The sequence below is a fragment of the Streptomyces sp. NPDC051172 genome, from assembly GCF_040682555.1.
GTDB lineage: Bacteria > Actinomycetota > Actinomycetes > Streptomycetales > Streptomycetaceae > Streptomyces.
Genome location: NZ_JBFBBE010000027.1, coordinates 62596 through 75579 on the forward strand (window position 1 = coordinate 62596; position 12984 = coordinate 75579).

A 12984-nucleotide genomic window follows, 5' to 3' on the forward strand; every position below is an offset into this window, starting at 1 on the left:
ACTGGAACGTGACGCAGCACACACCGAGTTCCCCAAGATTGAAGGAATCGTTGTAACACCCGTCGATCCCTATGATCCGGCCATCACCAGCCGAAGATCAATCCACAGATCGCTCTCACCGTCCAACACATACCGATCGGTCTCCACAAACCCGCACTTCTCGGCAAACCGCAGCCCGCCCTCATTGGCCGCCAGCACACAGGTCTCGACCACCCCGGCACCCAGCACACGCGCGTGCGCCAGCCCCTTCTCGTAGATCGCCCGCCCGAACCCCCGCCCCCGGAACTCGGGCAGCACCCGCGCGATCACCGTGGCCACACCCTCGTCACCCTCCGGCGGCCGCACGGTCGAACACCCGACGAGAACATCCCCCAGATACGCGTTCTCCAGCCGATAACGCCCGAGCCGCTCCCGAGCCTCATCCAGCGACATGGCGGCAGGCGGCACTATCTCGTTGTGGACGAACCGCCACTCCTCCAGCATCGCCTCGGAGCCCACGGCCTCGATCCTCAGCACCGGCCGCCGCGCGTACACCTCGATCTCGATCCGCATCCGAGGATCCGCCAGCCCGACCACCATCATCGTCGCCGCCGGCCGCACCTCCCCGAACGCCGCCCGCAGCACAGGCCAGCACGGCTCGAAATCGTCCCTCTCAGCCAGCAGATACCGCACCCGCACGACATCGCCCAGCCCGCACCCGGCCTCCGCGAGCGCTGCCCCGATGTTCCGTATGCACTGCTCGGCCTGCTCGACGACGTCGTCAGAGATCGTCATCGTCGCGTAGTCGAACCCGGTGGTCCCGGACACATGCACCCGGTCCCCGTCGACCACGGCACGTGCGTAACCGATCTGCTCCTCGAAGGTCGATCCACTCAGGATCGCGCGTCGCTCCGTCATGGTCGAAAAGCTAGGTGATCAAGCCGACTTGTGGTAGCGGATTGCGGCGGGCGTGCTAGCAGCGAGATCGGCTGGATGTTCGAGGAATTCGAGCAATTCGCACGAAGGGGCGGCGTGAGCCAGTTTGGACGCTCAGATCAGAGCTTGGCCAATAGCGTCGTCTTCATAAGTGAGAGAGGAGGTCACTCGCTCCCCGACCCCAGCGTCGTCGAGTGACCAGCCCCAGTCATCACGATCCAATGATCAGGGAGGTGCCCCGATGACTACGTTTCCTGCAGGTGAGCAGACCCACCAGGCTGTGCTTCCTCAGCAGCCTGCTCTGGAATCCGTGGGAGCAGACACCCCTGGGAGCAGGGACGAAACGGCCCACGGACACCCCGCCACCGCGCGGGGCACCGGTAGGAAACATGGGCGAGGGGAGACCGGCGGGCACAGCACCAGAGCCCGTCGGCGTCACGTCAAGGACGCTGCCTCGGCAGCGGACGCGGCAGAGAACGGGAGCGGTGACGCTCCTACGCACAACCAGTCGTACACGGGCGGTGTCGGCGCAAGCAGGGTCTTCGTCCTCTCCAGGGACGGGCAACCCCTCATGCCGTGCCACCCTGCACGCGCCCGCGAACTCCTGCGCAAAGGACGGGCCGTGGTCGCCCGGCAGATCCCCTTCACCATCCGGCTGAAAGACCGCACACGCGCCGACTCAGAAGTCGACGGCGTCCAATTACGCATCGACCCCGGCTCCAAAGGCACCGGCCTCCACCTCACAGACGAGAAGAAGGAGACCAACGCCCAAGGCGCCACCGTCACCGTCCGACGCGGGCTGATCTCGGTCGAACTCCAGCACCGCGGCGACCAGATCCGTATGTGCATGCAACAACGCGCCGGATACCGACACAGAAGGCGCTCGGCCAACTGCCGGTATAGAGCCCCCCGCTCCAACAACCGGCCCCAGCCGAAGGGATGGCTACCGCCCTCACTGCGCCACCGCGTCGACACCACCCTGTCCCAAGCAATTCGCATGTGCCGCTATGCACCCATCACCGAGATCCACATGGAGAGCGTCTCCTTCGACACTCATGCCATGAGTGCGGGCAGGCCTCTATACGGGGCTGAATACGCACAGGGCCCGCTCGCCGGGGCCACAGTCCGCGCCTATCTCCACGCCAAGTGGAACAGCGCCTGCGCCTACTGCGACGCCACTGGCGTGCCCCTGAACATCGAGCATCTACGGCCACGCAGCCGAGGCGGCTCTAACCGCATCTCCAACCTCGTCCTCGCCTGTGTGTCCTGCAACAAGGCCAAAGGCAGCAGATCGGTCGAGTCCTTCCTCGCTCACCGCCCCGAACGACTGGCCAAGATCCTTGAGCAGACCCAGGCATCGCTCCGCGACGCCGCTGTCATGAACAGCACCCAGCGGCTCCTCATAGGGGAACTGGAAGGTCTCGGAAGGCCCGTACACATCTGGCCGGGCCACCTGACCAAGTCGAACCGCGACGCCATGCGGCTCGGCAAAACGCACACCCTGGATGCCCTGTCCGTCGGCCGGCTCGATCACGAGAGCGGGGACGCGATCGTACGGTTCCCCGCGCAGGTGCTCGTTGCCAAGGCCACCGGGCGGGGCTCCTATGCCCGCACCACCCCCGACCGGTACGGATTCCCGCGCCTGCTGCGGGCTCGCGCGAAGCGGCACTTCGGATACGTCACCGGGGATCTTGTGCGAGCGGTCATGCCCTCCGGCAAATGGGCTGGAACGTGGACCGGCCGGATCTCCGTCCGAGCAAGGGGCCAGCACAGCCTCACCACAACGGTCGGCCGATTCAACGTCCTCCACCGGAATCTCCGGCTGCTGCAGCGGGGCGACGGATACGGCTACACCGTCCGGCCTGAAGCCGCGCCGCCAGTATCTCCAAAAATCGCTTGAACGCCGCCAACCCGATGCTTAGTGTGTCGGCATCGCTGAAAGGAGGTGATCCGGTAAATGAGTGAAACCCGGACATGCGAGGTGGCTGCGGGCTAGCGGCTCGCCACCACACCGAGTGCGGTGCCGGACCAGCACGGGAGAGAACCGTGCAGCCGGCCCAATCCCAAGCAGTCACCCGACCCGCGAGCTCGCCGGTACGTCCGGCCGGCTCCCCCGCCGTAAGGCAGGGGAACCCGAGCTCGCGGGTCGTCTGCGTTCCGGCGGTCTCAGGGGCTGAGCCGCTCCACCCGCCACCCCCCGTCCGCCTCCGCCACATACCGCAGCCGGTCGTGCAGCCGGTTCTCGCGGCCCTGCCAGAACTCCACCGCCTGCGGAGCGACCCGGAAACCACCCCAGTTCGGGGGCACCGGCACCTGTTCGCCCTCCGGGTAGCGGGCGGCCAGTTCGGCGTACGAGGCATCCAGGTCGGCGCGGGTGGAAACCACGCTCGACTGGGCGCTGGCCCAGGCGCCGAGCTGTGATCCGTGCGGGCGAGTGCGGAAGTAGGCGGCGGTCTCGTCGCGGCCGGTGCGGCGCGCGATGCCCGTGACGATGACCTGGCGGGCCATCGGATGCCAGGGGAACAGGAGCGAGACGTACGGGTTCTCGGCGAGGTCGCGGGCCTTGCGGGAGTCGTAGTTGGTGTAGAAGACGAATCCCTGCTCGTCGAAGTGCTTCAGAAGTACGGTGCGGGAGGTGGGGTGGCCTTCAGCGTTCGCCGTGGAGACGACCATGGCGTTCGGCTCGAAGAGGTGGGCCTGAGTCGCGGCCTGCTGGAACCAGTGTGCGAACTGCGCCACGGGAGTGGCGGCCAGATCGGACTCGGCGAGGCCCTCGGCCCGGTACTGCTTGCGCATCGAGGCGGGATCGAAGGGGACGGCGTCTCGGTCGGTCACCCGATCATCCTGCCGTATGTGCAGGTGCTGTTCGGCATGGTGTCCGTCATGATTTCGGCAGGGCGCTCGTCGCCGACCATGAGCGCCTGTGGCACTGAGTGCCGCGAAGCCTCCCCAAAAATGGCACTCAGGGATATCGTGCTGGTGCGTTCTGGTTGAGCGACCAGCCGCGTGGGGCATCACCAGGGTGGCCACCCAGGACCACGAGTCGCACGATACGACCGGGGATCCAGCGGCCGAGCCGCCGTTTTCCTGCCCTGCACATCTGTCGTACACATCACGAGGAGCCGCCTGATGTCCGACTTCGTACCCGGGCTCGAGGGAGTCGTCGCGTTCGAGACGGAGATCGCCGAACCGGACAAGGAGGGCGGCGCCCTCCGGTACCGGGGCGTCGACATCGAGGACCTGGTCGGTCACGTCTCCTTCGGGAACGTCTGGGGCCTCCTCGTCGACGGCGCCTTCAACCCCGGCCTGCCGCCCGCCGAGCCGTTCCCGATCCCCGTGCACTCCGGTGACATCCGGGTGGACGTCCAGTCGGCGCTGGCCATGCTGGCACCCGTCTGGGGCCTCAAGCCCCTCCTGGACATCGACGCCGAGCAGGCCCGCGCGGACCTGGCCCGAGCCGCCGTCATGGCCCTCTCCTACGTCGCCCAGTCGGCCCGCGGCCAGGGCCGGCCCATGGTTCCGCAGCGGGAGATCGACAAGGCCCACTCGATCACCGAGCGCTTCATGATCCGCTGGCGGGGCGAGCCGGACCCCAAGCATGTGGCCGCGGTCGACGCCTACTGGACCTCCGCCGCCGAGCACGGCATGAACGCGTCCACGTTCACGGCTCGCGTCATCGCCTCCACCGGCGCGGATGTCGCCGCGGCGCTCTCCGGCGCCGTGGGAGCGATGTCCGGCCCGCTGCACGGCGGTGCGCCGTCCCGGGTCCTCGGCATGATCGAGGAGATCGAGCGGACCGGGGACGCGGAGGCGTACGTCAAGCAGGCCCTCGACAAGGGCGAGCGGCTGATGGGCTTCGGGCACCGCGTGTACCGCGCCGAGGACCCACGCGCGCGTGTGCTGCGGCGTACGGCCCGTGAGTTGGGCGCCCCGCGGTTCGAGGTGGCCGAGGCGCTGGAGAAGGCGGCGCTGGCAGAGCTGCATGCGCGGCGTCCGGATCGAGTCCTTGCCACGAACGTCGAGTTCTGGGCGGCGATCGTTCTCGACTTCGCCGAGGTGCCGGCGCACATGTTCACCTCGATGTTCACGTGTGCCCGTACGGCGGGCTGGTCGGCGCACATCCTGGAGCAGAAGCGGACGGGCCGACTGGTGCGGCCGTCTGCGCGGTATGTGGGGCCGGGTGTGCGGCGTCCTTCGGAGATCGAGGGATACGAGGGCATCGCGCGCTGAGGGGCGCGGGCGGTGCGGGCCGAGGCATGGGCCCGGGAGTTCAGTCCAGCGCCTTGTCCAGCAGTGCAGCCCACTGCGCAACGACTCGTTCCCGGCGTCCGGTGTCGTCCGTGAGGAGGTTGGCGAGGCCCAGTCCGCGGGCCATGTCCAGGAGGCCCTGGACGGTTTCGCGGACGCCCGGGCGGGATTCGTCGGCGTCCAGGAGGTCGACGGCGATGCGGTGGGTTTCGCGGCCGACGCGGGCTTCGAGTTCGGTGACGCGTGGACGGAGCGGTTCCTCGTTGGAGGCGGCGACCCACAAGTGCAGTGCCGCCCGGAAGAGCGGACCGGTGTAGAGGTCGACGAGGGCCGACACGACCGCCCGGCGGTCGCCTGCCGCTCCCTGTGGGAACAGGGCGCGGAGGGCCGTGGAGCGTTCCTCGGCCACGTATTCGACTGCTGCGGTGAAGAGGTCTTCGCGGGTGGGGAAGTGGTGTTGGGCGGCGCCGCGGGAGACGCCGGCGCGTTCGGCTACGACGGAGACCGTGGAGCCTGCCCAGCCGTGTTCGGCGAGGCAGGCCACGGCGGCTTCCAGGAGGCGTTGCCGGGTGGCTCGGCTGCGGTCCTGTTTGGGTACGCGGTCGGCGCGGTCGACGCTGTTGTCGGTGGTCACAGCACCCATGTGGGATCCCGTCGTTCCAGGAAGGCCGTCATCCCCTCGCGGGCCTGCGGGGAGGCGAACAGCCGGGCCGAGAGTGCGGTGAGGTCGGCCGCGTCCCGGTCGAATGTTTCGAGCACCTTAGCTGTGAGCAGCGCTTTCGTCTCGGCCAGGCCCTGGGGGGCGGCTCGGCGCAGTCCGTCCAGGATGGGTTCCAGTACGGCGTCCACGTCGTCGCCGGTGGCGGTCAGCAGGCCGATGCGGGCTGCCTCGGGTGCCTCGAAGGGTTCGCCGGTGAGGTAGTAGCGGGCGAGGGCTCGGGGGTCGGTGCGCGGCAGCAGCGGCAGGGAGATGACCGCGGGGGCCACTCCGATGCGTACCTCGGTGAAGGCGAAGGTGGACTGTGTCGAGGCGGCGGCGATGTCGCAGGCGGCCAGCAGGCCGAGGCCGCCTGCGCGTACGTGGCCTGTCACGCGGGCCAGGACCGGTTTGCGCAGTTCGACGATCTGCCTCAGCAGCCGGACGAGTGCGTCGGGGGCCGGCGGGTCGCGGAGGTCGGCGCCCGCGCAGAACGTGTTGCCGGTGTGGGTGAGGACGATCGCGCGTACGTCGGTGTCCTTGGCGCAGTCGGTCAGTGCGTCGGCCAGTTCGCCGACGAGTGCTGCGGAGAGTGCGTTGCGGTTGGCCGGGGAGTCGAGGCTGAGGGTCTCGATGCCACGCGCGCGGGTACGTCCGATCAACGTCATGTGCGCTCCTGCAGTTCCCGTAGTTCGCGGCGGAGGATCTTGCCGGAGGCGGCCCTCGGGATGCTGTCGACGAAGGTGACCTGGCGGACGCGTTTGTAGGGGGCGACGCGTTCGGCGACGTACATCATGACCTGTCCTTCGGAGAGGTCGGTGGCGGTGGGCCGGCGGACGACGAAGGCGTGCGGGACTTCGTTGTTGTCGTCGTTGTAGGCGCCGATGACGGCGGCGTCGGTGATGCCCGGGTGGGTGAGGAGGAGGGCTTCGAGTTCGGCGGGGGCCACCTGGAAGCCCTTGTATTTGATGAGTTCCTTGACGCGGTCGACGACGAACAGCCAGCCGCCGTTGTCGACGTGGCCGACGTCTCCGGTGTGCAGCCAGCCGTCCGGGTCGATCATTGCGGCGGTGGCGTCGGGGCGGCCGAGGTAGCCCTTCATGATCTGGGGGCCGCGGATGAGGATCTCGCCGGACTCGCCGGCGCCGAGGTCCTTGTCGGGGTCGTCGAGGGAGACGATGCGCATCTCGGTGCCTGCGATGAGTTTGCCGACGGTGCCGGGGGGTGCGTCGTGCATGGCGTCGAGGGGGACGACGTGGGTGCCTGGTGAGAGCTCCGTCATGCCGTAGGCCTGGCCGACGGGTGGCAGGCCGAGCCGCTGGGAGCAGGCGGCGGCGAGTTGGGCGTCCAGGGGGGCGGCGGCGCTGATGACGTGCTTCAGGGACGAGAGGTCGTACTGGGCGACCAGGGGGTGTTTGGCGAGGGCCAGGACGATGGGCGGGGCGACGAACAGGCTGGTGATGCGGTGGTTCTGGATGGCTGCGAGGAAGGTTTCGAGTTCGAAGCGGGGGAGGACGACGACCGTGGCGCCCTGCCTGAGGGGTGCGTTCATGAGGGCCGTCAGGCCGTAGATGTGGAAGAAGGGCAGGACGGCGAGGATGCGTTCGCCGGGGCCGGTGGGCATGACGGGTTCGAGTTGGGCGAGGTTGGTGGCGATCTGGCGGTGCGTGAGCATGACGCCCTTGGGGGTGCCGGTGGTGCCCGAGGAGTACGGCAGTGCGGCGACGTCTTGTGCGGGGTCGATGTCGACCTCCGGCTCGGGCGCGGCGCAGGCCAGCATGTCGATCAGCGAGCGGTGTCCGGGTGCGCTGTCGCAGACGAAGATCTCCTCGACGCCGCCGGCGATTTCGGCGGCTCTGCGTGCCGTTTCCAGCAGGGGTGACACAGTGACGATCCAGCGGGCCGCCGAGTCCTTCAGCTGTTTGGCGAACTCCTCGGCGGTGGCCAGGGGGTGCACGGTGGTGACGGAGGCTCCCGCGCGCGTGGCCGCGTAGAAGGCGGTCGGGAAGGCGACGGTGTTGGGGCTGTGCAGGGCGAGGACGTCGCCCTTGCGTACGCCGGCCTCGGCGAGGGCGGCCGCGAGGCGCCGGTGGAAGCGGTCCAGTTGGTCGTACGTGAGGGTGGTGCCGTCGGTTCCGTCGATGAGGGCGGGCGCGTCACCGTACTCGGCGGCCCGGCCCAGAACTGCTTCGTGGATGGGGAGTTCTACGGGCGGGACGTCTGCGTACTCGCTGCGGAACACGGTTCCTCCAAGGCGGCCACGACGGTCTAGTACGACTTGGGAAGGCCCAGAGTCTGGTGGGAGACGTAGTTGAGAATCATCTCCCGGCTCACCGGAGCAATACGAGCCACGCGCGCGGCAGTTATCAACGAGGCGAGTCCGAATTCGCGGGTGAGGCCGTTTCCGCCGAGGGTGTGGACGGCCTGGTCGACGGCTTTGACGCAGGCTTCTCCGGCCGCGTATTTCGCCATGTTGGCGGCCTCACCTGCGCCGACGTCGTCTCCGGCGTCGTACAGGTGTGCCGCTTTCTGCATCATCAGGCGGGCGAGTTCGAGGTCGATGTGCGCCTGGGCGAGGGGGTGGGCGATGGCCTGGTGGGCGCCGATGGGGGTCTTCCAGACGGTGCGGTCGCGGGCGTAGGTGATCGCCTGTGCGAGTGCGTAGCGGCCCATGCCGATGGCGAAGGCGGCGGTCATGATGCGTTCGGGGTTGAGGCCGGCGAAGAGCTGGAGGAGGCCTGCGTCCTCGTCGCCCACGAGGGCGTCGGCGGGGAGGCGTACGTCATCGAGGGTCAGCTCGAACTGCTTCTCCGCGGCGTGGAGTTCCATGTCGATCTGTTGGCGGGTGAAGCCTGGGGCGTCCCGCGGGACGATGAAGAGGCAGGGCTTGAGGTTTCCGGTGCGGGCGTCTTCGGTTCGGCCGACTATGAGGGTGGCGTCGGCGATGTCGACGCCTGAGATGAAGACCTTGCGGCCGGTGAGGAGCCAGTCGAGTCCGTCGCGGCGGGCCGTGGTGGTGATGCGGTGGCTGTTCGAGCCGGCGTCGGGTTCGGTGATGCCGAAGGCCATGGTTCGGGTGCCGTCCGCCAGGGCGGGGAGCCATTCCTGTTTCTGGGCGTCGGTTCCGAAGCGGGCGATCACTGTGCCGCAGATCGCCGGGGATACGACCATCATGAGCAGGGGACAGCCTGCGGCTCCCAGTTCCTCCAGGACGATGGAGAGTTCGGCTATGCCACCGCCTCCGCCGCCGTATGCCTCCGGCAGGTTTACGCCTAGGTAGCCGAGCTTGGCCGCTTCGGACCAGAGTGCCTCGCGGTCGAAGTCGCGACCGTGGCGTTTGCCCAGGGCAGCGACTGCTGAGCGGAGGGCTTTTTGTTCTTCGGATTCGATGTGGGCCATCTCGACTCCTTCGGGGTGCGGGTTGTATGTGGCTGGTCACGCTCAAGCGGCGGTAGCCGCATATCGATACGGCCCCGCGCCCTCTTACGGCTCCTCCACCACTGCCAGCAATGAGCCGACCGTCACTTGCCGGCCAGGTACTACGTGCAAAGCCGTCAGGATGCCTGTGACCGGGGCTGTGATCTTGTGTTGCATCTTCATCGCCTCCAGCCACAGAAGGGGCTCTCCGGCCCGTACGGGCGCTCCTGTGGTCAGGCCCTCGGCGATCTTCACGACCGTGCCCGGCATGGGGGCCAGCAGGGAGCCCGGGGCGTGTTGGGCCGTCGGGTCGGGGAAGCGGGGGAGGGCGGTCAGGTGGGTGGCGTTCACGTACACGTCGTCGCCGTACCGTGCCACCTCGAACTTCTGCTGTACGCCGTCCACTTCGAGTACGACAAGACGCGCGTCCGCGTGTACGACCCGTACCCCGTCCGCCTCCAGGCCCGCCCGTGTGTGGCGGTAGTGGACCTCGTGTTCCTCGCCTGCTGTCGCGTAGCGCCTGGTCTGGGGTTGGGAGGGGAGGTTGCGGAAGCCGCCGAAGCGGGAGGGGTGGGACTGGGCGTCGGCGAGGGCGGCGGCCAGGGGGGCGTACGGGTCGGGGGGCGGGGTGGTCAGTTCGGGGAGGTGGTGGTCGTAGAAGGCCGTGTCCATGGCGGCCGAGGTGAACTGCTGGTGGCGCAGGGAGCGGACGAGGAGGTCACGGTTGGTGGTGGGGCCGTGGATCGTGGTGCGCTCCAGGGCGCCCGCCAGTCTGCGGACGGCCTCCGCGCGGGTGGGGGCGTGGGCGACGGCCTTGGCGAGCATGGGGTCGTAGTGGACGCCGATGTCGTCTCCGTCGCCGTAGCCGGTGTCCAGGCGGATGCCTTCGGGGGCGGTCAGGCGGTGCAGGGTGCCGGTCTGCGGGGTCCAGTCGTTTGCCGGGTCCTCGGCGTAGAGGCGGGCCTCGATCGCGTGGCCACGCGCGCGTGGAGGGTTGTCTTCCAGGCGGTGGCCTTCGGCGACGCGGATCTGCAGGGCCACCAGGTCGATGCCGAAGACCGCCTCCGTGACGGGGTGTTCGACCTGGAGGCGGGTGTTCATCTCCAGGAAGTGGGCGCGGCCGTCGGCGACCAGGAACTCGACGGTGCCGGCACCCTCGTAGGCGACGGCGCACACGGCCTGTGTCGACAGCGCGTACAGGTCCTCCGTGAGGCTGTCCGAGAGGCCGGGTGCCGGGGCCTCCTCGATGACCTTCTGGTGGCGGCGCTGGAGGGAGCAGTCGCGGGTGCCGAGGGTCCAGATCGTGCCGTGGGTGTCCGCGAGGACCTGGACCTCGACGTGGCGGCCGTGCTCCAGGTACGGCTCGACGAAGACCTCGCCGTCGCCGAAGGCGCTCGCGGCCTCGGCCCGTGCGCCCTCCAGGGCGGCGTCGAGGTCCTCCAGGCGGCGCACGATGCGCATGCCGCGTCCTCCGCCGCCCGCGGCCGCCTTCACCAGGACGGGCAGGTCGGCCTCGGTGATCCGCCCTTGTTCCAGGGACGCGATGCCCATGAGGTCCTTGGCGCGTGTCTTGGAGGCCATCGCCTCGATCGCCTCGGGGGGCGGTCCGATCCAGGTCAGGCCGGCGTCGATGACGGCGCGTGCGAAGTCGGCGTTCTCGGAGAGGAAGCCGTAGCCGGGGTGGACGGCGTCCGCGCCGGAGGCGACGGCGGCCTTCACGATCAGGTCGCCGCGCAGGTACGTCTCCGCGGGCGCCGCGCCGGGCAGCCGTACCGCTGTGTCGGCCACGCGCGCGTGGAGCGCGTTTTCGTCGGCGTCGGAGTGCACCGCGACCGTCCGGATTCCCAACTCACGGCAGGTGCGGAAGATACGGCAGGCGATCTCGCCGCGGTTCGCCACCAGGACAGAACTGATCATGAGCCTCACATCCGGAATACGCCGAAGCCGCCGCGCGCACCCTCGTACGGCGCGGTGTGGATGGCCGACAGGCACAGGCCCAGGACCGTGCGGGTGTCGCGGGGGTCGATGACGCCGTCGTCGTAGAGCCGCCCGGACAGGAACATCGGGAGCGACTCGGACTCGATCTGCTGCTCCACCATGGCACGCAGGGCGGTGTCGCCGTCCTCGTCGTACGGCTGCCCCTTCGTGGCCGCCGACTGCCGGGCGACGATGGACAGGACGCCGGCGAGCTGCTGCGGGCCCATGACGGCGGACTTGGCGCTGGGCCAGGCGAAGAGGAAGCGGGGGTCGTAGGCACGGCCGCACATGCCGTAGTGACCGGCACCGTAGGAGGCGCCCATCAGGACCGACAGATGGGGCACCTTCGAGTTGGAGACCGCGTTGATCATCATCGCGCCGTGCTTGATGATGCCGCCCTGCTCGTACTCCTTGCCGACCATGTAGCCGGTGGTGTTGTGGAGGAAGAGGAGCGGGATGTCGCGCTGGTTGGCCAGCTGGATGAACTGGGCGGCCTTCTGGGACTCCTCGCTGAAGAGCACCCCTTGGGCGTTCGCCAGCACCCCCACGGGATAGCCGTGGAGCGTGGCCCAGCCCGTCGTCAGGCTCGTCCCGTACAGCGGTTTGAACTCGTCGAAGTCGGAGGCGTCGACGATCCGGGCGATGACCTCGCGCGGGTCGAAGGGGATCTTCAGGTCCCCCGGGACGATGCCCAGGAGTTCCTCGGCCGGGTACTTGGGGGGTTCGGCCGGTCCGGGATCGTCGTACGCCTTGCGGTGGTTGAGGCGGGCGACCACCCGGCGGGCCTGGCGCAGCGCGTCCGGCTCGTCGACGGCGAAGTAGTCGGCGAGACCCGACACGCGCGCGTGCATCTCGGCGCCGCCCAGCGACTCGTCGTCGCTCTCCTCGCCGGTCGCCATCTTGACCAGGGGCGGACCGCCGAGGAAGACCTTGGCGCGTTCCTTGACCATGATCACGTGGTCGGACATGCCGGGGATGTACGCGCCTCCGGCGGTCGAGTTCCCGAAGACGACGGCGACGGTGGGGATCCCGGCCGCCGACAGCCTCGTCAGGTCCCGGAAGATGGCACCACCGGGGATGAAGATCTCCTTCTGGGAGGGCAGATCGGCGCCGCCCGACTCCACCAGGCTGATGCAGGGGAGGCGGTTGGCGAGTGCGATGTCGTTGGCGCGCAGAGCCTTCTTCAGCGACCAGGGGTTGCTGGCGCCGCCGCGCACGGTCGGGTCATTGGCGGTGATCAGGCACTCCACGCCCGCCACCACGCCGATGCCGGTGACGAGCGAGGCGCCCACCGCGTACTCGCTGCCCCAGGCGGCGAGCGGTGACAGTTCCAGGAAGGGCGTGTCCGGGTCGAGGAGCAGTTCGATGCGCTCGCGGGCGAGCAGTTTGCCGCGCTTCCGGTGCCGTTCGACGTACTTCTCGCCGCCGCCCGCGAGGGCCTTGGCGTGCTCTGCGTCGAGGTCGGCGAGCTTGTTGAGCATGGCCTCGCGGTGGGCGCGGTAGTCGCCGCTTGTGACGTCCAAGCTGGAGGAAAGAGTCGTCATCGGCTGCCTCCACGGGACCCGGCAGGGCGAACCCGCCTGCAGTGGTTCGCCTGTTCGGGTGACAACTGTGGAATCGCGGTACGGATGTGCGGTGGTCGCACGTACGGTCCAATCAAGAAGGCCGAGTGATCCAGCTGGGCGGGGCCGAATGTCAGGGTGGAGGTGACGGAGCAGTGGCGGAACAAG

At 68.8% G+C, this 12984-nt stretch carries 10 protein-coding genes; 2 read left to right on the plus strand and 8 right to left on the minus strand.

Annotated features, from left to right (window positions below):
- Nucleotides 1-69: 69 nt before the first annotated feature.
- The gene (locus tag AB0N07_RS18585) at nt 70-897 is read right to left on the minus strand and encodes a GNAT family N-acetyltransferase (protein WP_365836208.1); all 828 of its coding nucleotides are present in this window, start codon (nt 895-897) and stop codon (nt 70-72) included.
- 259 nt (nt 898-1156) lie between these two features.
- On the opposite strand from AB0N07_RS18585, the gene iscB reads away from it, so the two are divergent.
- Nucleotides 1157-2815, plus strand: coding sequence for an RNA-guided endonuclease IscB (gene iscB, locus AB0N07_RS18590; RefSeq protein ID WP_365836210.1), 1659 nt, complete (start codon nt 1157-1159; stop codon nt 2813-2815).
- Between the two features lie 266 nt (nt 2816-3081).
- Here iscB and pdxH read toward each other — a convergent pair whose 3' ends face one another.
- Nucleotides 3082-3750, minus strand: a complete 669-nt coding sequence (gene pdxH / locus AB0N07_RS18595; RefSeq protein ID WP_365836212.1) for a pyridoxamine 5'-phosphate oxidase — start codon at nt 3748-3750, stop codon at nt 3082-3084.
- Between the two features lie 294 nt (nt 3751-4044).
- On the opposite strand from pdxH, the gene AB0N07_RS18600 reads away from it, so the two are divergent.
- The gene (locus tag AB0N07_RS18600; protein ID WP_365836214.1) at nt 4045-5145 is read left to right on the plus strand and encodes a citrate synthase 2; all 1101 of its coding nucleotides are present in this window, start codon (nt 4045-4047) and stop codon (nt 5143-5145) included.
- Between the two features lie 40 nt (nt 5146-5185).
- Here the strand turns inward: AB0N07_RS18600 and AB0N07_RS18605 are convergent, their stop codons facing one another.
- The 6 genes from AB0N07_RS18605 to AB0N07_RS18630 all read right to left on the minus strand — a co-directional run bounded on the left by AB0N07_RS18605 (nt 5186) and on the right by AB0N07_RS18630 (nt 12798).
- The gene (locus AB0N07_RS18605) at nt 5186-5806 is read right to left on the minus strand and encodes a TetR/AcrR family transcriptional regulator (RefSeq protein WP_365836216.1); all 621 of its coding nucleotides are present in this window, start codon (nt 5804-5806) and stop codon (nt 5186-5188) included.
- Nucleotides 5794-6528 (minus strand): enoyl-CoA hydratase family protein, encoded by a 735-nt coding sequence (locus tag AB0N07_RS18610; RefSeq protein WP_365836218.1) that lies wholly within the window; start codon nt 6526-6528, stop codon nt 5794-5796. The genes AB0N07_RS18605 and AB0N07_RS18610 overlap by 13 nt, the downstream gene beginning before the upstream one ends.
- Complete coding sequence (locus tag AB0N07_RS18615) at nt 6525-8102, minus strand: 4-coumarate--CoA ligase family protein (RefSeq protein ID WP_365836220.1); 1578 nt, start codon at nt 8100-8102, stop codon at nt 6525-6527. Before AB0N07_RS18615 ends, AB0N07_RS18610 begins: the two co-directional genes overlap by 4 nt.
- Nucleotides 8103-8128: 26 nt before the next feature.
- The gene (locus tag AB0N07_RS18620) at nt 8129-9259 is read right to left on the minus strand and encodes an acyl-CoA dehydrogenase family protein (RefSeq protein ID WP_365836222.1); all 1131 of its coding nucleotides are present in this window, start codon (nt 9257-9259) and stop codon (nt 8129-8131) included.
- A gap of 84 nt (nt 9260-9343) precedes the next feature.
- Nucleotides 9344-11194 (minus strand): biotin carboxylase N-terminal domain-containing protein, encoded by a 1851-nt coding sequence (locus AB0N07_RS18625; RefSeq protein ID WP_365836224.1) that lies wholly within the window; start codon nt 11192-11194, stop codon nt 9344-9346.
- A 5-nt stretch (nt 11195-11199) separates the two neighbouring features.
- A complete protein-coding gene (locus tag AB0N07_RS18630) occupies nt 11200-12798 on the minus strand; it encodes a carboxyl transferase domain-containing protein (RefSeq protein WP_365836226.1) in 1599 nt (532 codons plus the stop codon).
- Between the last annotated feature and the right edge of the window lie 186 nt (nt 12799-12984).

Bases quoted from the DNA above. Each gene is read 5' to 3' on its own strand.
- AB0N07_RS18585 (WP_365836208.1), bottom strand. From the start codon at position 897: ATGACGGAGCGACGCGCGATCCTGAGTGGATCGACCTTCGAGGAGCAG.
- iscB (WP_365836210.1), top strand. From the start codon at position 1,157: ATGACTACGTTTCCTGCAGGTGAGCAGACCCACCAGGCTGTGCTTCCT.
- AB0N07_RS18600 (WP_365836214.1), top strand. From the start codon at position 4,045: ATGTCCGACTTCGTACCCGGGCTCGAGGGAGTCGTCGCGTTCGAGACG.
- AB0N07_RS18605 (WP_365836216.1), bottom strand. From the start codon at position 5,806: ATGGGTGCTGTGACCACCGACAACAGCGTCGACCGCGCCGACCGCGTA.
- AB0N07_RS18610 (WP_365836218.1), bottom strand. From the start codon at position 6,528: ATGACGTTGATCGGACGTACCCGCGCGCGTGGCATCGAGACCCTCAGC.
- AB0N07_RS18620 (WP_365836222.1), bottom strand. From the start codon at position 9,259: ATGGCCCACATCGAATCCGAAGAACAAAAAGCCCTCCGCTCAGCAGTC.
- AB0N07_RS18625 (WP_365836224.1), bottom strand. From the start codon at position 11,194: ATGATCAGTTCTGTCCTGGTGGCGAACCGCGGCGAGATCGCCTGCCGT.
- AB0N07_RS18630 (WP_365836226.1), bottom strand. From the start codon at position 12,798: ATGACGACTCTTTCCTCCAGCTTGGACGTCACAAGCGGCGACTACCGC.